Source organism: Frankia sp. AvcI1 (assembly GCF_001420875.1).
GTDB lineage: Bacteria > Actinomycetota > Actinomycetes > Frankiales > Frankiaceae > Frankia > Frankia alni.
In genome coordinates this window covers 49,509-75,925 of record NZ_LJFZ01000036.1, presented here as the reverse complement: position 1 = coordinate 75,925, position 26,417 = coordinate 49,509, and the positions used below count along the sequence as shown (strand labels likewise).

General features: G+C 72.7%; 18 protein-coding genes and 31 pseudogenes. 29 read left to right on the top strand and 20 right to left on the bottom strand.

What is annotated here, in order from left to right:
- A pseudogene (locus UK94_RS67480) lies at positions 1-172 on the bottom strand (transposase); the annotation flags it as partial.
- 23 nt (positions 173-195) lie between these two features.
- Positions 196-299: pseudogene (locus UK94_RS67475) on the bottom strand (IS5/IS1182 family transposase); the annotation flags it as partial.
- Positions 300-374: 75 nt separating this feature from the next.
- On the opposite strand from UK94_RS67475, the gene UK94_RS34840 reads away from it, so the two are divergent.
- On the top strand, positions 375-587 hold a 213-nt coding region (locus UK94_RS34840), incomplete at its 5' end, for a hypothetical protein (protein WP_235490203.1).
- Positions 588-762: 175 nt separating this feature from the next.
- On the opposite strand, the gene UK94_RS27560 is transcribed toward UK94_RS34840, so the two are convergent.
- Positions 763-1,269, bottom strand: a complete 507-nt coding sequence (locus UK94_RS27560; protein ID WP_041939278.1) for a DUF1028 domain-containing protein — start codon at positions 1,267-1,269, stop codon at positions 763-765.
- 187 nt (positions 1,270-1,456) lie between these two features.
- Here UK94_RS27560 and UK94_RS27555 point away from each other — a divergent pair, with 187 nt between their 5' ends.
- On the top strand, positions 1,457-1,855 hold the full coding sequence (locus UK94_RS27555) for a zinc ribbon domain-containing protein (protein WP_055752119.1): 399 nt from the start codon (positions 1,457-1,459) through the stop codon (positions 1,853-1,855).
- A gap of 1,264 nt (positions 1,856-3,119) precedes the next feature.
- Here UK94_RS27555 and UK94_RS27545 read toward each other — a convergent pair.
- From UK94_RS27545 to UK94_RS27540, 3 genes and pseudogenes are all read right to left on the bottom strand, one after another.
- The gene (locus UK94_RS27545; protein WP_011604233.1) at positions 3,120-3,911 is read right to left on the bottom strand and encodes an SDR family oxidoreductase; all 792 of its coding nucleotides are present in this window, start codon (positions 3,909-3,911) and stop codon (positions 3,120-3,122) included.
- A gap of 170 nt (positions 3,912-4,081) precedes the next feature.
- Positions 4,082-4,202, bottom strand: a pseudogene (locus UK94_RS67470) (3-hydroxyacyl-CoA dehydrogenase family protein); the annotation flags it as partial.
- Positions 4,203-4,218: 16 nt separating this feature from the next.
- Positions 4,219-4,831, bottom strand: a 613-nt coding sequence (locus UK94_RS27540) for a 3-hydroxyacyl-CoA dehydrogenase family protein (protein ID WP_268761673.1), incomplete at its 3' end; no start/stop codon positions are given.
- A 1,055-nt stretch (positions 4,832-5,886) separates the two neighbouring features.
- Here UK94_RS27540 and UK94_RS27530 point away from each other — a divergent pair.
- The 22 genes and pseudogenes from UK94_RS27530 to UK94_RS27490 form a co-directional block, all read left to right on the top strand.
- Positions 5,887-7,453 (top strand): annotated as a pseudogene (locus UK94_RS27530) (AMP-binding protein); the annotation flags it as partial.
- 5 nt (positions 7,454-7,458) lie between these two features.
- The coding region (locus UK94_RS67465; RefSeq protein ID WP_235490214.1) for a hypothetical protein at positions 7,459-7,587 on the top strand (129 nt) is incomplete at its 5' end.
- A 78-nt stretch (positions 7,588-7,665) separates the two neighbouring features.
- Positions 7,666-8,283: a TetR/AcrR family transcriptional regulator gene (locus UK94_RS27525; protein ID WP_011604237.1), complete on the top strand. Its 618-nt coding sequence runs from the start codon at positions 7,666-7,668 to the stop codon at positions 8,281-8,283.
- A gap of 424 nt (positions 8,284-8,707) precedes the next feature.
- Positions 8,708-8,878, top strand: a pseudogene (locus UK94_RS75235) (hypothetical protein); the annotation flags it as partial.
- Between the two features lies 1 nt (position 8,879).
- Positions 8,880-8,927 (top strand): annotated as a pseudogene (locus tag UK94_RS67460) (hypothetical protein); the annotation flags it as partial.
- Between the two features lie 33 nt (positions 8,928-8,960).
- A pseudogene (locus tag UK94_RS67450) lies at positions 8,961-9,189 on the top strand (hypothetical protein); the annotation flags it as partial.
- Position 9,190: 1 nt separating this feature from the next.
- Positions 9,191-9,240, top strand: a pseudogene (locus tag UK94_RS67445) (hypothetical protein); the annotation flags it as partial.
- A gap of 124 nt (positions 9,241-9,364) precedes the next feature.
- A pseudogene (locus tag UK94_RS67440) lies at positions 9,365-9,711 on the top strand (ABC transporter permease); the annotation flags it as partial.
- Position 9,712: 1 nt separating this feature from the next.
- A pseudogene (locus UK94_RS67435) lies at positions 9,713-10,098 on the top strand (ABC transporter permease); the annotation flags it as partial.
- Position 10,099: 1 nt separating this feature from the next.
- Positions 10,100-11,188: branched-chain amino acid ABC transporter permease (locus UK94_RS67430; protein WP_235490200.1), on the top strand; the 1,089-nt coding region annotated here is incomplete at its 5' end.
- Positions 11,185-11,272: pseudogene (locus tag UK94_RS75230) on the top strand (ABC transporter ATP-binding protein); the annotation flags it as partial. The gene UK94_RS67430 and the pseudogene UK94_RS75230, both read left to right, overlap by 4 nt.
- A 1-nt stretch (position 11,273) precedes the next feature.
- A pseudogene (locus UK94_RS67425) lies at positions 11,274-11,317 on the top strand (hypothetical protein); the annotation flags it as partial.
- 1 nt (position 11,318) lies between these two features.
- Positions 11,319-11,473, top strand: a pseudogene (locus tag UK94_RS67420) (ABC transporter ATP-binding protein); the annotation flags it as partial.
- A gap of 1 nt (position 11,474) precedes the next feature.
- A pseudogene (locus tag UK94_RS67415) lies at positions 11,475-11,889 on the top strand (ATP-binding cassette domain-containing protein); the annotation flags it as partial.
- Positions 11,890-11,933: 44 nt separating this feature from the next.
- Positions 11,934-12,337: pseudogene (locus UK94_RS67410) on the top strand (ATP-binding cassette domain-containing protein); the annotation flags it as partial.
- 1 nt (position 12,338) lies between these two features.
- Positions 12,339-12,827 (top strand): annotated as a pseudogene (locus UK94_RS67405) (ABC transporter ATP-binding protein); the annotation flags it as partial.
- Positions 12,824-12,954 (top strand): annotated as a pseudogene (locus tag UK94_RS67400) (acetyl-CoA C-acyltransferase); the annotation flags it as partial. The pseudogenes UK94_RS67405 and UK94_RS67400, both read left to right, overlap by 4 nt.
- Position 12,955: 1 nt before the next feature.
- A pseudogene (locus UK94_RS27505) lies at positions 12,956-13,848 on the top strand (acetyl-CoA C-acyltransferase); the annotation flags it as partial.
- Position 13,849: 1 nt separating this feature from the next.
- Positions 13,850-14,059, top strand: a pseudogene (locus tag UK94_RS67395) (acetyl-CoA C-acyltransferase); the annotation flags it as partial.
- Between the two features lie 153 nt (positions 14,060-14,212).
- On the top strand, positions 14,213-15,430 hold the full coding sequence (locus tag UK94_RS27500; RefSeq protein WP_041939282.1) for a CoA transferase: 1,218 nt from the start codon (positions 14,213-14,215) through the stop codon (positions 15,428-15,430).
- Positions 15,430-16,599: a phosphotransferase family protein gene (locus tag UK94_RS27495; protein WP_055752112.1), complete on the top strand. Its 1,170-nt coding sequence runs from the start codon at positions 15,430-15,432 to the stop codon at positions 16,597-16,599. Before UK94_RS27500 ends, UK94_RS27495 begins: the two co-directional genes overlap by 1 nt.
- Positions 16,596-16,925, top strand: a complete 330-nt coding sequence (locus UK94_RS27490; protein WP_050997114.1) for a hypothetical protein — start codon at positions 16,596-16,598, stop codon at positions 16,923-16,925. Before UK94_RS27495 ends, UK94_RS27490 begins: the two co-directional genes overlap by 4 nt.
- A gap of 361 nt (positions 16,926-17,286) precedes the next feature.
- Here the strand turns inward: UK94_RS27490 and UK94_RS67390 are convergent.
- The 5 pseudogenes from UK94_RS67390 to UK94_RS67370 all read right to left on the bottom strand — a co-directional run.
- Positions 17,287-17,463, bottom strand: a pseudogene (locus UK94_RS67390) (amidohydrolase family protein); the annotation flags it as partial.
- A gap of 1 nt (position 17,464) precedes the next feature.
- A pseudogene (locus UK94_RS67385) lies at positions 17,465-17,561 on the bottom strand (hypothetical protein); the annotation flags it as partial.
- Between the two features lies 1 nt (position 17,562).
- Positions 17,563-17,742: pseudogene (locus UK94_RS67380) on the bottom strand (amidohydrolase); the annotation flags it as partial.
- Between the two features lie 255 nt (positions 17,743-17,997).
- Positions 17,998-18,116 (bottom strand): annotated as a pseudogene (locus tag UK94_RS67375) (amidohydrolase); the annotation flags it as partial.
- Position 18,117: 1 nt separating this feature from the next.
- A pseudogene (locus UK94_RS67370) lies at positions 18,118-18,459 on the bottom strand (amidohydrolase); the annotation flags it as partial.
- 129 nt (positions 18,460-18,588) lie between these two features.
- Here UK94_RS67370 and UK94_RS76575 point away from each other — a divergent pair.
- The 4 pseudogenes from UK94_RS76575 to UK94_RS67355 all read left to right on the top strand — a co-directional run.
- Positions 18,589-19,059: pseudogene (locus UK94_RS76575) on the top strand (hypothetical protein); the annotation flags it as partial.
- Position 19,060: 1 nt separating this feature from the next.
- Positions 19,061-19,528 (top strand): annotated as a pseudogene (locus UK94_RS67365) (ABC transporter substrate-binding protein); the annotation flags it as partial.
- Position 19,529: 1 nt separating this feature from the next.
- A pseudogene (locus tag UK94_RS67360) lies at positions 19,530-19,573 on the top strand (hypothetical protein); the annotation flags it as partial.
- A gap of 1 nt (position 19,574) precedes the next feature.
- Positions 19,575-19,954 (top strand): annotated as a pseudogene (locus tag UK94_RS67355) (hypothetical protein); the annotation flags it as partial.
- Between the two features lie 179 nt (positions 19,955-20,133).
- On the opposite strand, the gene UK94_RS27475 reads toward UK94_RS67355, so the two are convergent.
- On the bottom strand, positions 20,134-20,670 hold the full coding sequence (locus UK94_RS27475) for a MarR family transcriptional regulator (RefSeq protein ID WP_235490198.1): 537 nt from the start codon (positions 20,668-20,670) through the stop codon (positions 20,134-20,136).
- Positions 20,671-21,136: 466 nt separating this feature from the next.
- Between UK94_RS27475 and UK94_RS27470 the strand changes: the two genes are divergently transcribed.
- The gene (locus UK94_RS27470) at positions 21,137-21,574 is read left to right on the top strand and encodes a methyltransferase domain-containing protein (RefSeq protein ID WP_235490196.1); all 438 of its coding nucleotides are present in this window, start codon (positions 21,137-21,139) and stop codon (positions 21,572-21,574) included.
- Positions 21,575-21,716: 142 nt separating this feature from the next.
- On the opposite strand, the gene UK94_RS27465 is transcribed toward UK94_RS27470, so the two are convergent.
- The 8 genes and pseudogenes from UK94_RS27465 to UK94_RS27445 form a co-directional block, all read right to left on the bottom strand.
- Complete coding sequence (locus UK94_RS27465) at positions 21,717-22,028, bottom strand: hypothetical protein (RefSeq protein ID WP_011604251.1); 312 nt, start codon at positions 22,026-22,028, stop codon at positions 21,717-21,719.
- Positions 22,029-22,088: 60 nt separating this feature from the next.
- Positions 22,089-22,234, bottom strand: a pseudogene (locus tag UK94_RS67350) (phenylacetic acid degradation protein); the annotation flags it as partial.
- Position 22,235: 1 nt separating this feature from the next.
- The coding region (locus UK94_RS27460) for a Phenylacetic acid catabolic protein (protein ID WP_235490195.1) at positions 22,236-22,814 on the bottom strand (579 nt) is incomplete at its 3' end.
- A gap of 687 nt (positions 22,815-23,501) precedes the next feature.
- Positions 23,502-23,644, bottom strand: a pseudogene (locus UK94_RS67345) (acyl-CoA dehydrogenase family protein); the annotation flags it as partial.
- A gap of 1 nt (position 23,645) precedes the next feature.
- Positions 23,646-24,079, bottom strand: a pseudogene (locus UK94_RS67340) (acyl-CoA dehydrogenase family protein); the annotation flags it as partial.
- Between the two features lies 1 nt (position 24,080).
- The coding region (locus UK94_RS67335) for an acyl-CoA dehydrogenase family protein (RefSeq protein WP_235490192.1) at positions 24,081-24,628 on the bottom strand (548 nt) is incomplete at its 3' end.
- 116 nt (positions 24,629-24,744) lie between these two features.
- Positions 24,745-25,965, bottom strand: coding sequence for a TIGR03857 family LLM class F420-dependent oxidoreductase (locus tag UK94_RS27450; RefSeq protein WP_095213036.1), 1,221 nt, complete (start codon positions 25,963-25,965; stop codon positions 24,745-24,747).
- Positions 25,962-26,414, bottom strand: a complete 453-nt coding sequence (locus UK94_RS27445) for a hypothetical protein (RefSeq protein WP_055752107.1) — start codon at positions 26,412-26,414, stop codon at positions 25,962-25,964. Before UK94_RS27445 ends, UK94_RS27450 begins: the two co-directional genes overlap by 4 nt.
- Positions 26,415-26,417: the final 3 nt, after the last annotated feature.

The window sequence follows — 26,417 nt, the reverse complement described above, 5'->3', positions numbered from 1 at the left end:
CCCTTGTCATGCCAGCGGGCGAAGAAGCCGTAGACCGTCTCCCACGGCGGGAAGTCCCGCGGCAACGACCGCCAGCTACACCCCGCGTGCGTCACATACAGAATCGCGTTCACGATCTCCCGGCGAGGATGCGCCTCCTTCCGCCCATCCTTCGACACCGGCGGCAGCAACGNCTCCACCAACGCCCACTCCNCNTCGGACAGATCAGAGGGATACGGGTCAGACCGAACCATCACCAGACCGTCCACCACCGACCGCACCACCACGTCGACCTCGACCCAGGCGACCACACTCAGCACACAAACATCAAGATCCCAGACAGCTTCTGAGACGCTGCTACCAGCCGAGAGGGGATGACGACCGAGACGCTGGGNCGTCGCCCGGTACTTCGGCGAGTTCACCCTGGCCGGATGGGTGGCCTCACCACGGATCGATGGGCGACGCTCATCAAACGGGTGGGACCGTCGCTTGTCGCCGACGGCCTGCTGGGAGAGGAGGAGCTCACCGGCTTCTTCGCACTGTTGGACGATCCCGCGTTCCTCGACATACCGCAGGTCGCGATTAGTGTCTGGGCCCAGCGGAGGTGACTGCTCGACCTTCTTGCGGACAAGAGGTCTCCCCATGACGGGTGCCTCGATGACGTCGAGAGCAGCAGCGCGGGTCTGGTCGTAGGTGGCGAAGCTGGTGCGGTCGAGGAGTTCGCATCTACGAAACGCACCGCATCCAGCCCCGAGGCACCCGAGGTCCGCCGCGATACGCGCCTCAGCCGGGCGGGTCTTCGAGGAGCTGGAGTGCGGCGTGGGCGGTTCGGGGGTCGAGACGTCCGGAGGCGGCCAGCCGGCGTAGGCGCAGGGCGGTGCGGGGTTCCTCCGCGGCCAGGCGGCGGAGGAAGGGGGTGGCGTCGCGGAGCCTGCCGGCCCGGGTGAGTGCGAGCGCGGCGGCGCCCACGGCGGTCAGGTCGTCGGGCGTGATCGCCAGCGCGGCCTCGATGTGGGCCAGGTCCTCGTAGCGGCCGTCGGGGTTCATGGCGTGCAGGAGATGCTGGAAGGACCGGTGGAGGTCCCACAGCCTGCGCAACTCGCCGATCGGGTCGCGGGCGTCGTCGACGCGCAGGTCGACCTCGCCGCCGACCGGTCGCCCGCTGCGCGTCTCACCCGACGACGTGGCCGGGTCGACGACCCGCAGCGCGGCGGACTGACGGCCGCGCAGATCGCCGCCCATCGCGTCCGCCGCCGCCAGGGCGGCGACCAGCCGCGCGGGGAACGGCAAGGCGTCCGATCTCGGGATTACGCTCCCCGATCGAGACCGTCACCCGTACGACCCTGACGGTCGACGCCGCTGTCCCTGTTCGGTCCTTCTGCTCTCCCGCTCTCCCTCCACGACGTCGTCGACCAGGCCCTGGATATATGCTCGACCCGCGAGTCGAGAAAAAGTTGCCGGGCGGCTGGGGGTCAGGATGGCTCGGATCAATCACGACACCGTCGAGCTGTGGCAGGGGTGGCAGCGGCGGGAGCTGCGCGTCGACCGCTGCAAGGACTGCGGCACCTGGGTCTTCCCGCCGCGGCCGTTCTGCCCCGGCTGCTGGTCGGACGCCCTGGTGGGGACCGCGCTCGCCGGGGCGGGCCGGCTGGTGTCGTACTCGCGGCCCCGCGTCGCGCCCGGGTCGCCGCCGGTGGTCAGCGGGGTCGTGGCGCTGACGGAGGCGCCGGGCGTCCGGCTGCTGGCCCGCATCGTGGGGATCGAGCCGGAGCGGATCACGCTCGGGATGTCGCTGGCGCTCGGCTGGTGGGAGGACGCCGGCGGCGTGTATCCGCAGTTCGGGCCAGTCGGTGGCGCGGGAGAGGCGGGGGCATGAGCGGGCGGGAGCGGGCGGCGATCGTGGGGATCGGCTGGTCGGAGCTGGCGCGGGACAGCGGCGTGGGACCGGGCAGCCTCGTCGCCCGGGCCGCCCGCGCGGCCGTCCTCGACAGCGGGGTCGCGCGGGACGCGATCGACGGGGTCGTCGGCGTGTACGGCACGGACTCGCCGACGCTCTGGCCCGGGTACGTCGTCGACGCACTGGGACTGCCCGACGTCCGCTGGTGGGACACGGCGCAGCCGCCGTCGGTCACGGCGCTGTCGACGGCGGCGAACGCGGTGCTGACCGGCAACTGCGACTACGCGCTGTGCTACCACGGCAAGTACCGGTGGGCGAACACCTCGGTCGTCGGCCGCGGCGACCCGCTGCGGCAGGCCCCGGCGCACGAGTTCGACCCCGGCCTCGATCACGCGTTGGTGGAACACGGCGGTTCGATGCTGTGGGCCGCGCGGGTCATGCGGGAGCACATGGTGCGCCACGGCAGCACCCGGGAGGACTTCGCCCGGATCGCCGTCAACAACCGGACGAACGCCGCCCGCAACCCCCGGGCGGTGTTCCGCACTCCGATGACCGTCGAGGACTACCTCGCCGCCCCGATGATCGACGATCCGATGTGCCTGCTCGACATGGACGCGCCGATCGACGGCGCGCTCGCCGTCGTGGTCACCACCGAGCGCCGGGCCCGCGACCTGCCGCATCCGTCCGTCCTGGTCGAGGCGTTCGCCAGCGCCCTGCCGGAGCGCAACGACGGGCTGCTGTGGCCGGAGGCGGACGGGCTCGCCGCCCGCCGCGCCGTCGGCAACCTGTTCGCCCGCAGCGACCTGACCCCCGCCGACATCGATCTCNCCTACCCGTACGACGGGTTCTCGATCCTGGCCATGCTGTGGCTGGAGGCGCTGTACACCGGGCCGGGGGAGGGCCCGGCGCTGCTGCGCGAGTCGTGGTCCGACGATGAGCAGCGGCTGCGGCTGCACGGCCGGGTACCGGTATGTACGCACGGGGGCAACCTGAGCGAGGGCCGTGCCACGCAGGGGTTCGGCTCCGTGATCGAGGCGGTGCAGCAGTTGCGCGGCGACGCGGGAGAGCGCCAGGTCGACGCCGCCCGCACCGCCGTGATCACCGGAGGCATGGCCGGCACGAACCGCTCGACGATCCTCGTCACCGGCTGACCGGCTGACCGGCTGACCGGCCCAGCGGCCCAGCGGCGGCGCGGTCGGCCGCCGACCCGCCGCCCGCCGAGCCACCGCGCCGGCGGCTCGGGTCAGGTCGGGAGATGCCGGCTCGGGAGGGGGGCGCCGCCGCCGTCGACGACGAGTGTCTGGCCGGTGAGGTAGGACGCCGCGTCGGAGCACAGGAACAGCACGACGGTCGCGATCTCGTCGGCGCTGGCCCAGCGCCGCAGCGGGATGCCGGCCGCCGTCGCCCGGCGAAACCGCTGGTAGCCCTCCTCGCCGAGGGCCGCGATCAGCGGCTGCCAGATGTCGGTGTCGACGAAGCCGGGTGCGACGGCGTTGACCCGCACCCCCCGATCGCCCCAGGCGGTGGCCAGGTTCTGGGTCAGGGTGTTCAGCCCGCCCTTCGTCGCCGCGTAGACGGCCTGCTCGACGTCCCCGCCGTAGGCCGCCGCCGACGACATCGTGACCACGCATCCCCGCCGGCGCAGCAACGACGGCGCGAGCCACGAGGTCAACAGGATGACGTTGCGCAGGTTGAGGTTGAGCTGCAGGTCCAGGGGCTTCGCCGTGATGGCCTCCGGGGGCTGGTGCCAGCCGAGCCCGGCGTTGTTCACCAGGATGTCGACGTCCCCGAGCTCGTCGAGGGCCTGGTCGGCCACCCGCCGGACGTCGTCCTCGACGGTGAGGTCGGCGCTGATCGTGACGGGCTTGTTGGCGAGCCCGTCGGCGACGGCGGCCAGGCCCGCGCCGCCGCGGGCGACGACGGCGACCCGCGCGCCCGCGGCGTCGAGGGCACGCGCGCACGCCGCGCCGATGCCCCTGCTGGCGCCGGTGACCACGGCGGTGCGGCCGGACAGATCAAAGGTGAGACCGGGCATCGTGCGCTCCTGAGAATAGTCCGGGCGGGGGAGTCTGGGAGGCTGCGACGGGGTTGTCCGGCTCCGCGGAACACGAAGATCGCCTGGCTGGGGCTGGGGCTGGGGTTGGGATGTGGTGCGGTTCCGCGGAACACCATGATCCAGTATGGATCGGGGAGCCTGCGAGCTGGCTACGTCCAGCCTGCCGTGGCGCCCTGGATCATCGTGAACGGCCCGACGGGCCAGCGGAAGCAGTCGACCAGCAGTTGGTCGACGTCGCGTTCGGTGCTGACCCCCTCGGCGACGATCCGGNGCGCCTCGGCCACCNCCGCCCAGTACACCCGGTTGGCGACGTAGCCCCAGGCCATCGGGGCGTCGCGCACGACGACCGGGTTCTTGCCCAGCCCGTGGGCGAGCCGGGTCACCGTCGCGACGGCGTCCGGGTCGGTGTGCTCGGTCACGACGATCTCGGCGAAGCGCATGATCTGCGCGGGCGACGACCAGTGCCAGCCGAGGACCCGGGTGGGCCGGTCGGTCGCCGCGGCCAGCGCCCCGACCGGGAAGCCGCTGGAGTTGGTGGCGAGGACCGCGCCGGCGGCGGCGACCCGGTCGAGCTCGCGGAACACCCGGACCTTCAGGGCGAGGTCCTCCGGCACGGCCTCGATGACCACCGCCGCGCCGGCGACGGCCGACAGCTCGGACTCCCAGGAGATCCTCGCGGCGACCCGGTCGACGTCCGCGGCGGCCAGCTTCCCGCGCTCGACGGCGGCCCGCAGCCCGAAGCGGCCCTCGACGAGCTGGCGGCGGGCGCGCTCGCGGGCCGCGGCGCTGGTGTCGACGCAGACCACCGCGCCGCCGGCCACCGCTACCGCCTGCGCGATCCCCGTACCCATCACCCCCGCGCCGATCACCCCCACCGTCTCCACGGCTGCGGCGCTCATGCGGCGCTCGCCAGACGGGAGGTCAGCGCCGCGACCTCGGCGCCCGCCTCCGCCAGCGGTCCCTCGNCCGGCCCGGCCGCGGTGAGCGGCGGCCATGCCCGGCGGTCGGCGACGATCCACANCTCCTTCGACCCGGCCGGGCCGGAGCGCGACGCCCCGTGCCAGGTGCCCTCCTGCTGGAGCCGGAAGCCGAGACGGCCGAGCTCGACCCCGCCGGCGCCCGGATCGTCGATGTGGCAGGAGCCCTCGACGACGAGGCGGACCAGGTCGGTGCCGAGCCGGAAGGCGGGCAGCGCGGCGGCGCCCGCCGGCCGGTCCCAGCACAGCAGGAGCACCCCGGACTCACGGTGTCCCAGCGCGACGGCGGCCAGGCGGCTGCCGTCGCCGAGCGTCGACCATCGGGTCGTGTCGGTGAAGCCGGCGTCGAAGTGGCTCGGGCGCAGGACGGCGCCGAAGCTGTTGGCGATGGCGTGCGGAACGTCGGCGTCGCGGGGGAGCATCGCCACCCCCTCCAGACTGACGTCGTCGGCGAGGGCGGTGTCGGCGAGCCGCTGGAGCTGCGCGTCGGTCAGGTAGGGCTTGAGCCCGCGCCGGTCGGCCATCAGCAGGAGCTGGTTGGTGCCTACCTCGTCGGTCCAGTATTCCGGGCCNTAGAAGGCGTCGGCCCGCTGGAGGCGGAACTCACCGTGGGCGTAGCTGGTGCCGCCCACCCGGATCGNCTCGCCCAGCGCCATCCGGAAGCTGTCGCTCTTGTGCAGGTGCACGGGGGCCTTGCGAGGGAAGATCCGGCCCTCGATGGACATCGCGACGACGGGGCCCGCATCGGGGTCACCCATCCGCAGGACGGCCCCGCTGAGCAGGNCGTCCTCGGGTAACGGGCGGCGGATGTCCCGGATGGCGCCGTCAACGTGGCCGTTGTGCCAGGTCGCGGATCCGAGGAGAGTGATCACGAGGGACCCCCTGGGGACGTGTGTTTACTCGACTCGTGGGTTGACATTAATACGGCGAGGCTCCTACGGTCTGCGGGTCGTCGCCGCGAGGATCGAGGAACCGACATGCCGATCAGCTCCATCGCCGATCTGATCCGTACCCATGGCGCCGAGCGCGGCGGCCAGCCCGCGCTCACCGCCGACGGGCACACCGTCACCTTCGCCCAGCTCGACGCCCGCTCGAACCAGGTCGCCCAGGCGCTGGCCGGCGAGGGGGTCGGCGCCGGTGACCGGGTCGCCTACCTCGACGCCAACGCCGCGCAGTACTACGAGCTGCTCTTCGGCGGGGCGAAGCTGGGGGCGGTGAGCGTCGCGGTGAGCTGGCGGCTGGCGCCGGTCGAGATCGCGGCGATCATCGCCGACGCGCAGGCCCGGGTCCTCGTCGTCGGCGCGGCGTTCGCGGCGACCGTCGAGGCGGTCGAGGCGGAGCTCCCCGGCGTCAAGAAGATCATCGTGGTCGGCGGTTCGACCCGTCACGAGGGCGATGACGAGGTCCGTCACCAGGTTGACCATCAGGACTACGACGAGTGGGTCGACGCCGCGCCCGCGATCGATCCCGGGCTGTGCGCGAAGCCCGACGACGTGCGGATCCAGCTCTACACCTCGGGCACCACCGGCCTGCCGAAGGGCGTGATGCTGACCGAGCACAACCTGCTGTCGCTGCTGCGGATGGCCGGGGAGACGCTCGACCTCGGGCCCGACAGCGTGAACCTGGTCGCCATGCCGCTGTTCCACATCTCCGGCAGCGGCTACTCGCTCAGCGGTTTCCACGCCGGCTGCCACACGGTGCTGCTGCGCGAGGCCCATCCCGACACGATCCTGCGGTCGGTGGTCGAGCACGGGGTGACGAACCTGTTCGCGGTGCCCGCCGTGCTGCGCACGATGCTCGGCGTGGCGGGCATCGCCGAGCTGGACCTGTCGTCGTTGCGCACGATCGCCTACGGGGCCTCGCCGATCTCGCTGGCCGTGCTGGTCCGGGCGATCGAGACGTTCCGTTGCGACTTCGTGCAGGTCTACGGGCTGAGCGAGACCGCGGGCACCGTCACCATGCTGACGCCGGAGGATCATCGCCGGGCCCTCGAGACCGCCGGGACGGGCGCGGGCGGGACGGCGGAGGTGGCCGGGGCGCTCGGGGCGCTCGGGGCGGACAAGGCGGTCGGGGCGGACAGGGAGGTCGCGACGGCGGGAGCGGCCGGGCGGTTACGCTCGGCGGGACGAGCGGTGCCCGGGGCCCGGGTACGCATCGTCCCGCCGCACACCGGGGCCGACGCCGAGCCCGGGGAGGTCGGTGAGATCTGGATCCACTCGCCGCAGAACACCCCCGGGTACTGGCACAACCCGCGCGAGACAGCGGCGCTGCTCGAGGACGGCTGGGTGCGCACCGGGGACGCCGGCTACCTCGACGAGGACGGTTACCTGTTCATCCACGACCGGGTCAAGGATATGATCATTACCGGGGCGGAGAACGTCTACCCGGCCGAGGTCGAGAACGTCCTGATGTCCCATCCCGACATCGCCGACGTCGCGGTGATCGGGGTGCCGAGCGAGCGCTGGGGCGAGACGGTGAAGGCCGTCGTCGTCGCCGAGGCGGGCCGGACCCCGACGACCGAGGACGTCGTGTCCTTCGCCCGTGNCCGNCTCGCCGCCTACAAGTGCCCGACGTCGATCGACCTGGTCGACGCGCTGCCCCGCAACGCGGCGGGGAAGGTCCTCAAGCGTGAGCTGCGCGACCCTTACTGGTCCGGACGCCTTCGGTCCGTAAGCTAGAGCTCGCCGACGGGCAATCTACCTGCTGGTCGGATGGTCGATATCGTCCGGGGCGTGCGGAGCCCTGCGGAGGAGCCCATGAACACGACTCAGTCCGACCCGCCGCGCAAGCGTGGCCGCCCGCGCAACCTCGAACCCAGCCAGGAGTACCGCGATCGGCTGGAGAACATCGTGCGGGTGGCGGCGGACGTCTTCCAGGCCCACGGGTACGAGGCCGGCTCGCTCGACGACGTGGCCGCCGCGATGGGCCTGCGCAAGGCCAGCCTCTACTACTACGTCAAGCGCAAGAGCGACCTGCTCCGCCTGGTCTTCGAGCGTGCCATCACGGTGGCGCTGACCGAGGTCGAGACGCTCGCGCACCTCGCCGACCCGCGCGAACGGCTCGCCGCGCTCATCCGCCACCAGGCGCTGCTGGTCACCCGGGATCCCGCTCTGTTCGCCGTGTTCTTCGACCAGCGGGCCGGCCTGGAGCATGCCGACCTCGCCGACGTCGGCCACAAGGAGCACCTCTACCTGCGCCAGTTCATCCTCGCCGTCGAGGCCGCGATGGCGGCCGGGGCGATCCCGCCGGGCGACCCGCGGCTCGTCGCGAACGCGGTCATCGGCATGACGAGCTGGTCCTACAAGTGGTTCGACGCCCGGCGCGACTCGCCGGAGGCGTTCGCCGACACCTGCGTCGCCCTCGTCCTGCGCTGAGCCCGGCGGGGCCAGCCCCCGCCGGGCCACCTTCCCCGCCGCTCGATCCGCCCGCCGGGCCACGCGCCCCGCCGGCCGGTCCGCCCCGCCGGGGCCCTCGCCAGTGCATCTTTCACGGCCTGCGCGCGTGCGCGCCCGAGCGCGGGCCAGTGTGACGCGGATTAATTTCTACTCGTGGGTTGACATAAATCTGCCGCCCGCATACCTTGCTCCTACCTCGCAGGCCGCAGCGGTCGGCGGCCCCGCCGGGAACGCGATCGGCGCTCCGGGGAGGCGGTCGGTCCCGGCGGTCACAGATGGCCGTCGACGCGCCGGCGGGCCTGCTCGCGGGGCCGGCGGAAGCCGCCGGCCCGCCCGCGCGCCGCGTCGCACCGCCACCGGTGACCGGGGCCTGCCAGCCCGCCGGGAACAGGAGCTTGGACGAATGACGCGACCCCGAACTCCCTCCGCACGATTACGCACGGGCGTTCCCGCCCTCGTGGTGGTGGCGCTGCTCGCGGTGATCCTCGCCAAGGGGGACTACCGGGCCAACTTCTTCTCCGGCGGCGGGTTCGCCCTCGGGGCCCTGGTCGCGGCGATCGCCCTCGGCGTGGTCNTCACCTACCGCGGGTCCGGGGTGGTCAACCTGGCAGGGGCGGCCGTGGNGATGTACGCCGCCTACGTCTACGCCGACCTGNGGGCCCACGGCGACCTGTTCCTCCCCCCGCTGCCCAACCCGCTCGCGCCCATCGAGGGTCTCGTGCACCTGGCGGGCGACGACTCGTTCTCGGTGCCGCACTGGCCCACCTCGGTGTCGTTCGGCGCCGCGATGGGGTTCTGGCCGGCCCTCGTGCTCGCCCTGGTGTTCTGCGCCCTGTTCGGCCTGGTGCTGCACGTCGCGGTGTTCCGGCCGCTGCGGCACGCCCCNGTCCTGGCCAAGGTGGTCGCCTCGGTCGGCGTGCTGCTGTTCCTGCAGGCNGTCGTCGTCCGGCGGTTCTCCACGACGACGCAGGTCGTCGGGCCGCTGCCGTTCGTCGACAAGACGCAGGTCGACCTCGGGGTCTTCAAGATCACCCAGGAACAGCTCTTCGTCGTCTGCCTGGTGCTCGTGCTCGCCGTGGCGCTCTGGGCGCTGTTCCAGCGCAGCCGCTTCGGCCTCGCCGTGCGGGCCGCCGCCGAGAACGAGAAGGGGGCCACGGTCCTCGGCTTCTCCGCCGACCGGCTCGCCGCGGCGACCTGGGTGCTGTCCACCGTCGTCACCGGGCTGCTCGGCATCTTCGTCGCCTCGGTGAACTCCTCCGTCGACCCGAACACCATGCCGGCGCTGATCGTCCCGGCCGTCACCGCCGCCCTGGTCGGCGGCTTCACCTCCTTCGGGTGGACGACGCTGGCCGCCTTCGGCCTCGGCATGCAGGTCTCGCTGGTGACCTTCCTCGGCGCGAACGAAAGNTGGTTCCCGAAGGCCGGCGGGCTGCCCGTGCCCGGGGTCGACCTGCTCGTGCCGCTCGTCGTCATCGTGGCGGTGCTGGCCCTGCGCGGGCAGTCGCTGCCCACGCGCGGCGTGCTGGGGCCGGGCCGGTTGCCGTTCTCGCCGACGGCGCGGCCGTGGGCGCTGCGCTACGGCGGGCCGGGGCTGGCCGTCGTGGCGCTGATCCCCGGGGTGTTCCTGCTGTCGCCGGCATTGCGCGACGGGCTGACCAACACGCTGACCGGCATCGTCATCTGCCTGTCCATCGTCGTGCTCACCGGCTACATCGGGCAGATCTCGCTGGCCCAGACCAGCTTCGCCGGCCTGTCCGCCTACACCGTCGCGAGCCTGTCGACGCACCACGGCTGNCCGTTCCCGCTGCCCATCCTCGCCGGCGCGGCGGTCGCGGTCGTCGCCGGTGTGCTCGTGGCGCTGCCCGCGCTGCGGGTGCGCGGGGTGCACCTGGCGATCGCCACGCTCGCCTTCGCCGTCGCCGTCGACAAGGTCGTGTTCGCCAACTCCTGGATCAACGGCGGGTACGACGGCGCGACCGTGACGACGCCGTCGCTCATCCGCTCCCAGGACACCACCACCCACCACGTCCTCGGCGTCGCCATCGGGGACGGCACCCAGCCCAACCCGCTGACCCTGGTGTTCTGCCTCGTCGTCGTGGTGGCGCTGGGCTACCTCGTCGCGAACCTGCGCCGGTCGCTGACCGGACGGCAGATGCTGGCCATCCGCTCGAACGAGCGGGCCGCCGCGGCCGCCGGGGTCAACGTCGCCGCCGTCAAGGTGCTGGCGTTCGGGGTGTCGGCGTTCATCGCCGGGGTCGGTGGCGCGGTCATCGCCTACCGCACCGGCAACGTCACCCCCGACAAGTTCCTCTACGACAAGTCGCTGATGTTCTTCGCGTTCGCCTACCTCGGCGGGATCGCGAGCGTCAGCGGCGCGGTCACCGGCGGCCTGCTCGTCGGCGGCGGGTTCGGGTTCACGGTCCTCAACCGGGTGTTCGGGCTGCCCGACGAGTTCGTGCTGCTGCTCGGCGGCCTCGGCCTGGTCGTCACCGCCGTGCTGAACCCCGAGGGCGTCGCCGGCAAGGTCCGCACCGACCTGCTGGCCCTGCAACGACGATTCCGACCGCCCGCCCCGGCGGACCCACCCGCCCCGGTCGACCCACCCACCGCAGCGGACCCACCCACCCCGGCGGACCCACCCACCCCGGCGGACGTGGCGACGCCGGCGGACGTGGCGACGCCGGCGGACGTGGCGACCTCGACCACCGTTCCCGCCGCGTCCACCAAGCCCGCCGCGACTGTCCCGTCCAGTGCGCCCACCCCGCCTGCCGCGTCGCCCACCCCGGTTGCCGCGGCCACCCCAGTTGCGTCCGGGTCCGCCGCCGGGGCCCACGTGAGCGGGTCCGCCGGGGCGACGCCCGCGGTGGCGGGAGACGCCCGATGACCGAGCTGTTGCGCACCGAGTCGATGAGCGTCGTCTACGGCGGCCTGCACGCCGTCAACGGGCTGGACCTGCGGGTCGACGAGGNCCGCCTGGTGGGGCTCATCGGCCCCAACGGCGCCGGCAAGACGANCTTCATCGACGGCATCTCCGGCTTCACCCGCACTCAGGGTGCGATCCACTTCCGTGGGAAGCGCGTCGACCGCGAGCCGGCCCACCGCCGGGCCCGCCTGGGCCTCGGCCGCACCTGGCAGTCGCTGGAACTGTTCGAGGACCTCACCGTGCGGGNGAACCTCCAGGTCGGCGCCGAACGGCAGACGGTCGGCGGGTTCCTGCTCGACCTGGTCCGGCCCGGCCGCCAGCGCGACCAGTCCGACGTGGACTGGGCGCTGGACGTCCTCGGCATCGCCCACCTCGCCGACCGGCTGCCCACCGAGATCAGCCACGGCCAGCGCAAGTTGGTCGGCGCCGGGCGCACCCTCGCCGCCCGGCCCGCGCTGATCTGCATGGACGAGCCGGCGGCGGGGCTGGACACCACGGAGTCGGAGCAGTTCGGCCGCCGGCTGCGGCGCATCGTCGAGGCCGGCGTGTCGATCCTGCTCGTCGACCACGATATGGGGCTGGTGATGGGGGTGTGCGACGAGGTCTACGTCATCGAGTTCGGGACGAGGATCGCCCACGGCACGCCGGCGCAGGTCGTCGCCNACGAGCGCGTCCGGGCGGCCTACCTCGGCACGAAGGCGGGAATATGACCGCGCTGCTGGAAATCGAGGGCTTGTACTCCGGCTATGCCGGCGTCGCGATGGTCCGCGACCTGAACCTGACCGTGCACGCCGGGGAGATCGTGGCCCTGCTGGGCCCGAACGGCGCCGGCAAGACCACGACGCTGCTGACCACCTCGGGCCTCAACCCGGTGATGAAGGGCGACATCCGAGTCTTCGGCCGCTCGGTGCGGGGCCGCCCGGCGCACCGGGCGCCCCGCGAGGGGCTCGCCCACGTGCTGGAGGACCGCTCGCTGTTCTACCAGCTCACGGTCGCCGAGAACCTCCGGCTCGCCGCCGCGCGCAGCAAGGGCGACCTTGCCCGCGCGCTGTCGTACTTCCCGGCGCTGGAGCCGCTGCTGGGCCGGCGGGCGGGGCTGCTCTCCGGCGGNGAGCAGCAGATGCTGGCCATGGCCAGGGCCCTGACGTCGAAGCCGCGCCTGCTGATGGTGGACGAGATGAGCCTCGGCCTCGCCCCCGTCATCGTCGAACGCCTACTGCCGGTGCTGCGGCGCATCGTCGACGACACCGGCGCCGGGGTGCTGCTCGTCGAGCAGCACGTCCACCTCGCCCTGGAGGTCGCCGACCGGGCCGCCGTGCTCGTCCACGGGGACCTGGTGGCCAGCGGCACCACCGCGGAGATCGCCGGGCGCGCCGCCGCCCTCGAATCGACCTACTTCGGCGCTGGTGCCGGTGCCGAAACCGGTGCCGAGACCGACGCGGACACCGGAGCCGTTACCGACACCGGAGCCGTTACCGACACCGGAGCCGTTACCGACACCGGAGCCGGAGCCGTCATCGACGCCGGCGCTCCCACCGGGGCCGGTGCCCGCCCCGACGGTCCGGAAGCCGACCTGGATGAGCTGGAAGGATCACGATGAGCGAGGCATGGATTCTTGACGGCGTGCGGTCCCCCCGCGGTAAGGGCCGGCCCACCGGGGCGCTGCATCACCTGCATCCGCAGGAACTGTTGGGCCAGCTCCTGCGCGCGCTCGCCGACCGCGTCGGNGTCGACCCGGAGCTCGTCGACGACGTGGTGATGGGCAACGGCAACGCCGTCGGCGACCACGGCGGCGACATCGCCCGGATGGCGGTGCTGGCCGCCGGCTGGCCGCAGACGGTGGCGGGCGTGACGCTGAACCGCTGGTGCGGGTCCGGTCAGCAGGCCGTCACCTTCGCGGCGATGGGCGTGGCGTCCGGGCACCAGGGGCTCGTGCTCGCCGGGGGCGTGGACATGATGTCGCGCTGGCCCGCCGAGGAGGGGCCGATGGACTTCTCGGCCGGCAACCCGGCGGTGCGGGCCAGGTTCCCGCAGGTCCCCCAGGGGGTGTCCGCCGACCTGATCGCGACCATCGAGGGGTTCACCCGCGACGACGTCGACGCGTTCGCCGCCCGCAGCCAGCAGCGGGCCGCCGCCGCGATCGAGCAGGGCCACTTCGCCCGCAGCGTGGTGCCCATCGTCAACGCCGACGGCTCCGTCGCCCTCGACCACGACGAGCATCCCCGGCCGGGCACCACCGCGCAGACGCTGGCGAAGCTGGCGCCGTCGTTCGCGGCCCTGGGGCGCGCCGTGTTCACCGACTACGGCTACGACCGGGCCTTCGGCGAGATGGTCCGCGACGTCTACCCGGACGTCAAGGAGGTCGACTACGTCCACCACGCCGGCAACTCGTCGGGCATCGTCGACGGCGCGGCTGTGCTCGCGCTCGCCTCGCCCGAGTTCGCCCGCGCGCACGGCCTGCGCCCGCGGGCCCGGGTGGTGATGAGCGCGGTCGTCGGCGCGGAGCCGGTCATCATGCTGACCGCGCCCGGCCCGGCCTCGCGCCGCTGCCTGGAGCGGGCCGGGATGACGGTGGACGACATCGACCTGTGGGAGATCAACGAGGCGTTCGCCGCGGTCCCNCTGAAGACCATCCGCGATCTCGACCTCGATCCCGAGAAGGTCAACGTCAACGGCGGAGCGATCGCGCTCGGCCACCCGATCGGCGCGACCGGCGGCATGCTCCTGCAGACCGCCCTCGACGAGCTGGAGCGCCGCGACCTGTCGACCGCGCTCGTCACGATGTGCACCGGCGGGGGCATGGGCACCGCGACCATCATCGAGCGGATCTGACCGCGTCGAGCAGCTCCGGACGCGCAGGTCAGGTCTGGACGCGCAGGTCAGGTCCGGACAACAACGCCGCGACGGCGATCACAGCCGCGACGGCGATCAGGGCGGCGGGCGGGTCCGCGGGGATCCGCCCGTCCCGGGGTGTGGAGGCAGGCGATGGGCAGGATCCTCGAGGGCATCAAGGTCGTGGAAGTGGCGCTGTTCGGCTTCGTGCCGTCGGCCGGCGCCGCGCTCGCCGACTGGGGCGCGGACGTCATCAAGATCGAGCATCCCGAGACCGGCGACCCGGTCCGGGCGCTGTCGTCCTACGGCTTCGGCCCCGGCGACGGCGGCGTCACGACGCTGTGGGAGGTGTTCAACCGCGGCAAGCGGGGCGTCGGCATCGACATCGCCACCCCCGACGGCCTGGAACTGCTGATGTGCCTCATCGACGAGGCGGACGTGTTCATCACCAGCTTCATGCCGTCGGCCCGGGAGCGACTCGGCATCGACGTCGACCAGGTCCGGGCGCGTAACCCGCGCATCATCTACGGCCGCGGCACCGGCCAGGGGCCCGACGGTCCCGACGCGGACAAGGGCGGGTTCGACGGCATCTCCTACTGGAGCCGGTCGGGCGCCAGCACCGCCTCGGTTCCGCCGGGCTACGACTTCCCGATCCTGCTGCCCGGCCCCGCCTTCGGCGACATCCAGAGCGGGATGTTCCTGGCCGGCGGCATCGCGGGGGCGCTGTACCAGCGGGAGAAGACCGGCCAGGGCAGCGTGGTGGACGTGTCCCTGTTCGGCGCCGGGCTGTGGGCGATGCAGGCCACCATCGCCGGCGCCGCGGCGATCGGCGCGGACAACATCGTCCAGCTCGACCGGCGGCGCCCGCCGAACCCGCTGACGAACCTGTACCGGACGGCCGACGGGCACTTCTTCGTGCTCGGGATGTTACAGGCCGACCGCTACTGGTCCGGCCTGTGCGCGGCGATCGGTCACCCGGAGCTGGCCGCCGACGAGCGGTTCACCACCCTGGCCCTGCGCACCGAGCACGCCGAGGCGTGCGTCGCGGCCCTCGACGCCATCTTCACCGCCATCACCTACGACGAGCTGGTCAAGGCCCTCGACAGCCAGGAGGGCCAGTGGGCGCCGGTCGCCGTCCCCGGCGACACCCTGACCGACCCGCAGGCGCTGGCGAACGGCTACGTCCAGCAGGTCGACTACCCGAGTGGCGCGCGCCTGCCGCTGGTCCCGGTGCCCGCCCGGGTCGACGGCGACCTGCCCACGCTGACCCCGGCGCCGACCCTCGGGGAGCACACCGACGAGGTCGTCCTGGCGCTCGGCCGCTCCGAGGAGGAGCTCATCAACCTCAAGATCGCCGGTGTGATCTCCTGATGACCGCCGTCACCCACGGGGTCGACGCCGGCGTGCTGCGCGCGCTGCTGGCCGCGGGACACCACTGCGCCCTCGGCGAGGCCGACCCCGCTCTCGGCGAGGCCGATCCCGCTCTCGCCGAGGTCGACATTCTCGACCTGCACCCGCTCAAGGGCGGCTACTCCCGCGAGATGTGGTCGTTCGACGCGGTGACCCGCGACGGCGCCGTGCATCCGCTGATCCTGTGCGCCGACTCGGCCGCCGGCGTCGTCGGCGCGGGCGGGCAGACCCTCGGTCGGCCCGCGGAGGCCGCCCTGCTGCACACCCTGCACACCGCGGGCCTGCCGGTGCCCGACGCGGTGGCCAGCGGCGACGGCGCCGCCGGGGGGCCCGGTGGCGAGCTCGGTCGTCCGTACCTGGTGATGCAGCGCTGCAGTGGCACGGCCGCGATCGGCCCGCTGCACCGCGACCCCTGGTACGTGGAGCACCGCGCGGAACTCGCCGTCTGGTTCGCCGCGACGCTGGCGGCGATCCACGCCGCCGACGTGCCGGCGGACGTCCTCGGCGGTGTGCGCCCGGACCCGGCGCGGGTCGCCGGCGCGGAGCTGGCCCGGTGGAGCGGCGAGCTGCGCGCGACCCCCCAGGCGCACACCGCCGTGCTGGACCGTGCGCTGGGCTGGCTCGCCGCGAACCCGCCACCCCCGCCCGCGCGGGTCACCCTGCTCCACGGCGACTACCGGACCGGCAACATCCTGCACGGGCACGGCGACGGCGGCCCCAGCGGGCTGCGCACGGTGCTGGACTGGGAGATGGCCCACCTCGGGGACCCGCTGGAGGACCTCGCCTGGGCGCAGCTCGTCTGCTGGCGGGTCGGCACCGACCGGGTCGGCGGCCTGGTGGACCTGGCGCGCTGGCCGGAGCTCTACGGCGCCGCCGCCGGCTGGGCGCCCGACCTCGCGGCCCTGCGGTGGTGGGAGGTCCTCGGTTCGGTGAAGATGGCCTGCCTGGTGTGGCGGGCCGCCGAGGCCGTCACCGCGCCCGCCGAGCGCGCCCTGCTGGAACGCCTCTTCGCCGACCTGGGCACCGAACTCGACCGCCGCCTGCTACCCCCCGACCGCCACCCCGCCCCACCGCGGCGGGGCGGACCGCCACCGACGGACGAAGCACGGACGGACGGAGACCAGCGATGACCGACGGTGGGAGGCGCCCCGGGGTGGGGCCCGACACGGAGTCGTTCGAGGTGCGGGGGGTGCGCAACGGCAGCATCGTCACGGTCGTCTGGGACCGGGGCCTGCTCGACGGCGATCCGCCCACCGTCGACCTCGTCGAGGTCGAGGCCGATCTGCTCGCCGAGTCCCGGCGCGATCCCCTTCAGCGTCGCCGCGACGGCGACGCGACCACCACCGCGACCGCGGCCACGGTGGGCGACCCCGAGTCCGCCCTCGCCCTCGTGGTCCGCACCCTGGACCGGGTCGTCCAGGTGACGACGCCCGCGCGGCCCCGGCCGTCGAGCTAGCCGAGTGAGGTGCGGTGCGCCGCGCACGGTCCGCGCTGTCAGGCCGTGCAGAACGCACCGCACCGGCCCGCGCACCGGTGCNGACCTGCGCGCGGAACCGTTCCGCCCGCCCTGGCACTGACGCCAGCGCCGATGATCTTGGTGTTCCGCGGAACCCTCCGCCGCTGCGGGCCTCCGACCCACGCCCGGTACCCCGCATCGTTGATCAAGGTGTTCCTCAAACGCCACCCCGACACCAGATTCCGCGGAACCGCGCCGTGCTGGCGGGCCAGGGGATCGACGGAAGGCCCGGGCACCGTGCGGTGCCCGGGCCCTTTCGGTGCCGGTGGCCGGCGGCAGTGGCCGGGCCGGGTCGGGTGACTCAGGCCAGGTCGTAGAGCTTCATGGCGTTGTCCTGGAGGATCTTGCGCAGCACGTCGTGCGGGAGGTCGCCGAGCTTGTCGTTGATGAACTGCCGGGGCGGCAGCGCCGAGCTCACCGGCCCCGGCGACATGCTCGTCGGGTGCGGGAAGTCGGTCTCGTACAGGATGTTGTCGGCNCCGACGTAGTCGATCGCCGCGCGCAGCGTGGGGCCGTGCTCGAACCAGAAGCAGGCGTAGATCTGGCGGCGGAAGTACTCGCTGGGCAGCAGGTCGTNCTCGGGGTGCTCCTTGGCGACGCCGCACTCCGTCCACATCCAGTCCAGCGCCTGCAGGGTGAACGGCACCCAGCCGACGCCGCTTTCCACCGAGACGAACTTCAGGTCGGGGAAGCGGTGGCACACGCCCGCGCCGATGAGGCTGCCCACCGTGCGGGCGTTGCCGAGGAAGAACGTCATCGGGAAGGTGGCGTAGTTGGCGTGGACGCCGGCCGACGGGTGCAGCAGCTGCGGCATCGTGGTGTCGCCGCTGCCGATGTGGAAGTTGATCGACAGGCCCATCTCCTGGGCCGCGGCCCACAGCCGGTCCCAGTGNGGGTCGGTGAGCATGGGGGAGCCGAAGTCCTCGGGCGCCTGGGAGAACACCAGGCCCTTGTGCCCGAGCTCCGCGCAGCGCTTCATCTCCGCGATCGACAGGTCGATGTCCCAGAACGNCACCGCCATCACCGGGACGTAGCGGTCCGAGACCCGGCGGAAGTCCGCCAGCCAGTCGTTGTACGCCTGTAACAGCAACAGCGCCAGCTCCATGTCACCGAAGTCGGTGTAGCGCCCGGNGCCGAAGCCGGCGACGTTCGGGTAGAGGACCTCGGCGTGGATGCCGTACTCGTCCATGATCTCCAGGCGGCCCTCGGGCTGCCAGATGCGCGGGTCGACCATGTCGAGCTGCGCGGGGAACTTCGGGGGCGGCTCCTTCCAGCCGGCGATGGCGAGACCGGCGGCCGGGCTGAGCACCTTGCCGCCGGCGATCCACCATTCGATGCCGTTCGCGTCGCGTTCGACGTGGGGAACGCGGTCGCCGTACTTCGACGGCACCCGGGACGTCCAGAGGTCGTAGTGCTCGACGACGTGGGTGTCGCAGTCGATGACCTTGAGGTCGAGTTCGTCGATGAGATCCACGATGTACCCCTCACGCGGGACCGGGATCGCCCCCGGTCGGGACGGTGCGCAACTACCTGCACGGACCATAGGTGAGACCCAGATTACAGTCAACCCGTCGGTCGAATAAATTCGTCCCGCGGTCGTCGGGTGCCGTTCGGCGGCCCTCCGTCGATCGAACGGGCCGACGCCCGGGCTGTGGTGGGGTTGCGGTCAGGTTGCGAGTCGGGCCCGCCGGCCGGTCCGCCGATTAATTCGAACGACTGGTGGACTAAATTATTGTGGGGTCGTACGGTGCTCCCACCCGTCGGCCACGGGGGCCGGCGCAGGTGGGAGGCGGTACCGGTGAGAGGTCGTTCTGTGGCGGGGGCGCTGGCGCTCAGTTCCCTGCTCTTAGCCGCGGCGTGTTCGTCGTCGGGTTCGTCCGGGGGCGCCGCGAAGCCCGCCGGCGGTGCCGGCACCGGGGAGGTGAGCTCCGCGCCCGTCGCCAACAGCGACAACAACGCCTGGGCGCTGCGCTACACCGGTGGCTCCGCCGGCCCGGCGAAGGGCACGCCGTACAAGATCGGATTCGTCAGCCAGGACACCTTCCTGCCGTCCGCCACGCAGGGCGCGCGGGCCNCGGTGGCCTACGTCGACGCCGAGCTCGGCGGCGTCGGCGGCCGGCCGATCGAGCTGGTCTCCTGCTCGGTCAACGTGCCGGAGGACGCCGCCCGCTGCGGCGCCCAGATGGCCAACGACGCGTCGCTGTCCCTGGTGATCGTGGGCGGCCTGAGCGTTGGCAACAAGGAGTTCTACGACGCCGTGGGCGGCCGCAAGGCGATCCTCATCGGCAACGCCCTGGCCAGCGAGGACTTCGTGACGACCCGCGGCGTCGCCTACACCGCCGGCTCGCCCGGGGTGCTGATGGGCATGGCGCGCTTCGCCGTGGAGGAGCTCAAGGCCCACACGGTGGCCGGCATCGTCCCGGACACCCCCGCCGGTCGCGCGGCCGCCCAGCAGCTCGTGAAGCCGATCCTGGACGCCGCCAAGGTGAAGTTCCGGCCGGTGTTCATCAGCCTGCAGGCCACCACCCCGGACCTGACGACGGNGTTGCAGGCCAGCGGCGCGGGCAGCGCCGACGCGCTGATCACGGNGTTCCCCCCGAGCAGCTGCATCAGCATGTACGACGCGATCCGCTCGCTCGGCATCAAGCCCAAGGTGATCACGACCGACCAGTGCGCCGACGTGCCCGTGCGCGCCCACCTCAAGACCGTGGGTGCCCCCGGCGCCGTCCCCGACGGCTGGTACTACGCCAACTACGGCTACAACTTCGACCTGCCCGACGTCGACTCCGGGATGAAGACCTACCAGTACGCGGCCGCGAAGTACGCCAAGCCGCTGGGAAGCGCCCCCGTCGAGCTGCGCGGTTTCAGTGGACCGACGTTCGGCACCGTGATGACCGCAGCCAAGATCGTCAATCAGCTCGGCGTGGACAAGGCCACGTCGTTCGACGTCGTCGACCGGGCACTGCGCGNCTTCGCCGGCCCGGCGATGCTCCAGGTCGGCCCGCTCAAGTGCGGCCAGGCGCCGTTCGTCGCCGTCTGCGGCCACCAGATCGGCGTCGACCAGTACTCCGGCGGCAAGTGGACGAGCGTCCGCGACGGCCTCAACGACAAGCCGGTCAACCTGCTGGCCCCGGCGAGCTGACCCCGCCTACCTCCCGGGCTTCCGGCCGGCCCCGCCCCCGCCGGCCGGCGCCCCGGCGCGCCGCCCACCCGATCCGGGAGTCGGTGCCGCGGGCGCGGACGACGTCGGCGCTTCGGGTTCGGTCGCGTCTGCCTCGAGCAGACGCGCGAGGAGCCGGGTGAGCTGCCCGAGGTCGGCGGCCGGGAGGTTGCTGATCGCCGGGGGCGGGCGCAGCAGGATGGCGTCGGCGGTCGCGATGGCGTCGTGCCCGGCGGCGGTGAGCGCGACCAGCTTGCGGCGCCGGTCATCGGGGTGCGGGCGGCGTTCGACCAGGCCGTGCGCTGCCAACTTGTCGACGATCAGGGTGGCGTAGGGGGCGTCGACGCCGTTGGACCGCGCGAGTTGGCCGAGGGTCGCCGGTCCGTCGCGAAGCTGCAGGAGGATTTTTCCCCGGCCGCCGCCGAGGCGGAAGCCGAGCGCCTCGGCGAGCTCGCCCCGGCGGTTCTGGGCCTCGACGAACCGCTGCATGAGGGCCCAGGCCCGCTGGTCGGGATCGGCGTTCACCACGCCACCGTCCGGCCGAGGAAGTCGACGTAGTGCAGGCCTCGGAGGAAACGGGGGTTCGCCGTGTCCGCGGGAACGGCGACGCCGATTCGACCTGCCCGACGCCGACTCCGGGATGAAGACCTGCCAGTACGCGGCGGCGAAGTACGCCAAGCCGCTGGGACGCGGCCGGCCGCAGGTCCCGGGGCGGCGATCGCCACGGCCCGGGAATCCACCCCGACGCGCGGGACGGTTCCNCGGAACACATTGTCCCGGAGCCGGAGCCGGAGCCGGGGCCCAGCAGAAGGCCGGGCAAAACCGGTGGACGCCATGGCCACGGGCGTCGTACCTTCACCCGGGTCCGACGCCCACACGTCCTGTGAGGTGCAGGTGATGACGGTCCAGGCAGTTACGGCCAGTTCCGCCCGGCCGCTTTCCGTAACCGCCGTAACCGCCACGACCTCCTCGGACGTCAGGAATCCCAGAAGTGGATCTTCCGCGTAGTTTCACCATCCGCGAGAGCACCCACCGCATCCACAATCCGTTCGGCAGCGACAAGCTGGCCGCGCTGGGACGGGCGCTGGTTCTGGCGCCGGGAACTCGGGTGCTCGACCTCGCGAGCGGGTCGGGCGAGATGCTGTGCACCTGGGCGCGCGACCACCAGATCACCGGGACCGGGGTGGACATCAGCACGGTGTTCACCGCTCAGGCGCGTGCGCGCGCCGACGAGCTGGGCGGCGCCGAGCAGGTGGCCTTCGTGCACGGCGATGCCTGCGGTCACGTCACCGACGACCTGGTCGATCTCGCCTCGTGCCTCGGTGCCACCTGGATCGGCGACGGTGTGGTCGGCACGGTCGAGCTGCTTATCAGGACGGTTGGGACCGGTACAGGGCGGCGCAGTGGCTCAAATCCGCCGCTGGCTTGACCGCAATCCTGGCGACGAGCTGNCCGCCGAGCTGCGGGCCGAACTCGCCACCGAGCCGGCCCNCCAGGTCAGGTACCAGCGCGAATACCTCGGCTGGGGGGTCTTCGCGCTGATGCGACGCTGACGGTGGTTCACGGGTGGGTCAGCGCTGGACGCCGACGGACTGCCACACCCGGAGCAGGACCTCGTCGTCGGGGGCGTCGAGCGACCACTGCCACGGCTTGGCGAAGACGAAGACCTGGGCCTCGTGATGGGTCGGGTCGCTGCCGTCGAGCATCGTGATGGTCACGCTCTTGTCGCCGGTGAGGACGAAGAAGACCTCGCGGTACTGCCCGAGGTGGACGTCGAGGACGACGGCGTCGGGGCCGTAGCGGTGGACGTCGACCGTCCGGGTGCGCGGCGTTGCGGGACCCGGTGCGGGATCGGCGGGGGACGGTGCCCCGTCCTGCCTCATGCCCCCGCCTGCCTCATGCCCGCCTGCCTCGTGCCCGCGCCATCACTCGTGCCCGCGCCATCAGAGGAAACGGCGGTTCGCCGTGTCCGCGGGAACGGTGATGCCGAGTTCCTCCAGCAGCGGACGGGTGTCGGCGATGTACTGCTGGCGGAGCTGCTCATTGTTGAGCTTGCGCAGGCCCCAGCGAACGTACGCGTCGCTGAACTNCGAGTCCGACCGGCCGAACATGTCCAGCGCGGCCGGCCACCAGATCTTTATCTTCTCGTTGGCCTCGGCCAGCCCGGCCGGGTCGGCGCACACGCGGCGCAGGTTCGACATCCCGAACGTCGCGTGGAAAACCTCGTCCTTGTGCAGGCGCTCGGCCACGTTCAGCAGGGGCTCGTAGGGCACGTCCTCCCACGTCTCCCCGATGTAGCAGCCCACCCGGTCGCCCAGGGCGTTGAAGTACGCCATGTCGCAGAACGTGTCGATGGGCAGGTGGAAGAGGTACTGCTTGATCGGCTGTTCGACCACCCCGACGCCCAGGCCCGCCAGGATTCGCGCCGTGATGACGCCGTGCTCCACCTCCTGCTGCATGAGTTTCGCAAACGTCGTCTTCAGCCGCTCCTCGGGAGCGAGCGTCATGCAGCGTTCCCACAGGTGGTTCAGCAGCTCGGTGTAGTACCGGTTCGTCGAGTTCTCCAGGTGGTGCACGAGCATGCGCACCAGCAGGTCGGAGAACTCGCTCGGGATGTCGGCGTCGTTCTCCCGGTACACCCGACGCTCGCCCACCATCGCATCTGCCATGACCTCATCGTAGGAAGGTCCACCATTATTGTCAACTCATGAGTCGAATGAAATCGACCCCTGCTTATCCAGAGGGATAAATCGGACACGGAAGCCTCCGGACAGGCGGCTGGGCCCGTCGCCGTGCGGTGTGCCGGCTGTGTGCTGGTCTGGTGGTTCGGTGCCAGGGGGTGATGNGCGGCACGACTCCACCGAAGATGCTGATCACCAGTTTGGGGTCCGGGTTGACGCCTTCCCGTACCCCACCGATCACCTACGGATACGGAGGGCGGCCCGCGGTGGCCCCGACCAGATCGTGGTCAGCAGATGCTGGAGGTTGTGTGCGTCCCAGCTGCCGCACGGGGTCACCCACCTCCTGCAGTTGCCGACGCAACCAGACCTGGCAGGCGCCAGCCAACCCGGCCTCCTCCCGCACACCATGCCTTCGGGCGTGGAAACGCGCCCCAGGGCCGGGGTGGTGACAGGGTGGGACGGCCTCGAAGCCAAGCGTTTCTGCGGCCACGAGGGACAGCAGGGTCCAGGGTGGTCCGGGCCGGGCGAGCGGGGCAGGCCGAGCGGGCCCAGCAAGCCGGGCGAGTCGGGCAGGCCGAGCACGCCGGGCGGGCCGGGCGAGNGGGACGAGCGGGGCAGGCCGAGCCGGGTTGGTGGGTTGTTCAGGGGGCGGTGGGGTCGTCGAGGCGCAGGGCNCGGCCGACGACCTCCTTCATGATCTCGCTGCTGCCGCCGAAGATTCGAGTGATGCGGACGTCGCGGTACATCCGGGCGATGGGGTACTCCTCCATCCAGCCGTAGCCGCCGTGGAGCTGGACGCCGGCGTCGACCGCGTCGAANTCCAGCTCGGTGGCGAGCAGCTTGGCCGCGGCCGCGTCCTCGGGGGTGAGGGTGCCGGCGATCCTGGCCTGGACGCAGCCGTCCACGAGCGCCTGGACGGCGAGTGTGCGGGCGTGCAGGGCCGCCAGGACGAACCGGGTGTTCTGGAAGCTGCCGATCGTGGTGCCGAACGCCGTGCGGCTGCGGACGTACTGCCTGGTCAGCTCCTGGGCGCGGCGGGCACTGGCGACGCTGCCGACGGCGATGGACAGCCGTTCGGCCGCCAGGTTGCGCATCAGGTAGTGCAGCCCGCGGTGCTCCTCGCCGAGCAGGTTGGCCGCCGGCACCCGGGCGTCGTTGAAGAACAGCTCGGCGGTGTCCTGCGCGCGCAGGCCGACCTTGTCGAGCTTGCGTCCCCGCTCGAAGCCGGGGGTGGCGCGCTCCACCGCGAGCAGNCTGAGCGAGCCCCGCCCGGCGCCCGGGTCCGTCTTGACCGCCACGACCACGAGGTCGGCGAGCAGGCCGTTGCTGATGAACGTCTTGGCGCCGTTGACGACGAAGTGGTCGCCGTCGCGCAGGGCGGTCGTGCGGATGCCGCGCAGGTCGCTGCCGGCACCGGGCTCGCTCATCGCGATGGCGGTGACGGTCTCGCCGGAGCAGTAGCCGGGCAGCCAGCGCGCCTTCTGCTCGTCGGTGGTGAGGCCGACCAGGTAGGGGGCGAGCAGCTCGTTGTGCAGCGACAGCCCGAGCCCGGTGATGCCGCCGAACGCCAGCTCCTCGGTGACGATCACGTCGAAGCGGGGGTCGCTCAGCCCGGCGCCGCCGTACTGCTCGGGCACGGTGAGCCCGAGCAGGCCCATCTCGCCGGCCCGGCGCCAGGCGCTGCGGTCGACGACGCCGGCCCGTTCCCACTCCTCGTGGTGCGGCTGGCATTCCTTCGTGACGAAGGTCCGCACGAGTTCGCGGAACTCCTCGTGTTCGGCCTCGAAGAGCGTGCGTTGCATGACGGCGACTCCTGTCCGTGCTCGTCGGGGCCTGGTTGCCGGTGGTGGGAGTGGTTGCCGGTGGCGGGAGTGGTTGCAGGTGGCGGGCCGGGTGGTTCCTTGCGGGGGGGGGCTGGTCAGCCGGCGCCCGCGCCGCCCGCGGTGGCGAAGGCGGGTGCGGCGCTCGGACGAGAGCGCAGGGCACCCCAGGCGGCGGCCATGGCGCCGGCCTCGGCGGGGGAGGCGCCGTGCACCAGCACCTCGTCGGCGCCCGCGGCGCGGTAGTCCGCCGCCCGCCGCGCACACGCGGCGCTGGACCCGATCGCCGCGCCGGTGTCGAACCACTGCGCGGGGATCAGCTCGGCGGATTCCACCAGCCGGTCGCGGGTGACGGCGGTGTCCGCGATGCCGCGGCCGGTCAGGGTGGGATGGGCCCGTAGCCGCTCGAGCACCGCCGGGTCCCAGCCGTTGCGTTCGACCAGCAGTTCCCCGAGGCCGCGGACCTGGAAGTAGCTGACCGCCCGTGCGCGCACGGCCAGGTCCGCCCGGTCGGGCGGCAGGTCGGGCGCGGCGACGAGGGTGGTGATGACGCGGACCGAGGCGGGATCGCGCCCGGCCCGCTCCGCAGCGCCGCGCACCGCCGCCACCGAGGCGGCCACCGCGTCGACGGTGAGGAACGGGTGCAGGATGACCCCGTCGAACGCCCGACCGGCGAGGTCGAGCCCGCGCGGCCCGATGGTGCCGAGGACGACCGGCGGCGCGCCGTCCGGGGGCAGGTCGGAGAAGCGCATCCCGCGGAACGACCCCGACGCGCCCTCCTCCCGGATCGCCTCGCCCGCCCACAGCCGCCGCAGCACGCCCACCAGGTGCTCCAGACCGCGCAGCGTCGGTGGCGCCACGCCGAGCGACGGCGCCAGCGCCCCCAGTCCCCGGCCCAGCCCGAGGACGAACCGGCCGCCGCTCATCGTGTGCGCGGTCGCTGCCAGCGCGGCGATGGTGAGCGGATGACGGGTGCCCTGGTGGATCACGGCGGTCCCGACGCGGCAGCGGTCGGTCGTCGCGGCGAGCGCCCCGCAGACCACCCCGGCCTCCTTGAGGTCGAGCCGCTCGCTGACGTAGACCGCGCCAAAGCCGGCCCGCTCGGCGTCGCGCGCCTCCCGCAGGGCACGGGCGGGGTCGCTCGCCCGCCCGGGTAGCACGTACACGCCGAGGTCGTCGTGCAGGCCGGGGTCGTCGTGCTCGCGGGGGTCGTCGTGCTCGCGGGGGCCGTCGTGCAGGCGGGGGGCATCGTCCAGGTCGGGTTCGCCCTGCAGGCCGGGGGCGTCGTGCACGCCATCGCTGTGGTCGGCGGATGTCACGGTTCGATTCCCTCGGCTTCGGTCGGATCGGTCGACGGGGAGGCAGCCTGGGCGGCCCGGATCCCGTCGGGTTCGTCGAGTTCGTCGGGGTCGTGGAGCTGGCTGGGGTCGTGGAGCTCGTCGGGGAACAGCTCGTCGGTGTGGCCGACGTAGCCCAGCGCGAGAAACAGGTACATCTGGGCCGTCTCCAGCGCCCGCTCGATCGCCGGTGACAGGGCGCCTTCCCGCTCTCGGGCCAGCAGGGCATGCACCGCGAGCAGGCGGGCGCGCTGCCGCTCGACGTCGGCACCCAGTCCCGCCTCGGTGCCCAGTGCCGCCTCGGTGCCCAGTGCCGCCTCGGTGCCCAGTGCCGCCTCGCCCTGCTCCGGCCTCGGCTCGGCGCCCGGTCCCGGTGGCGGGAGTCGATCGAGATCCGGGCGGGTCCGCGTTCCCTGCACCGCGCCGGCCATGGT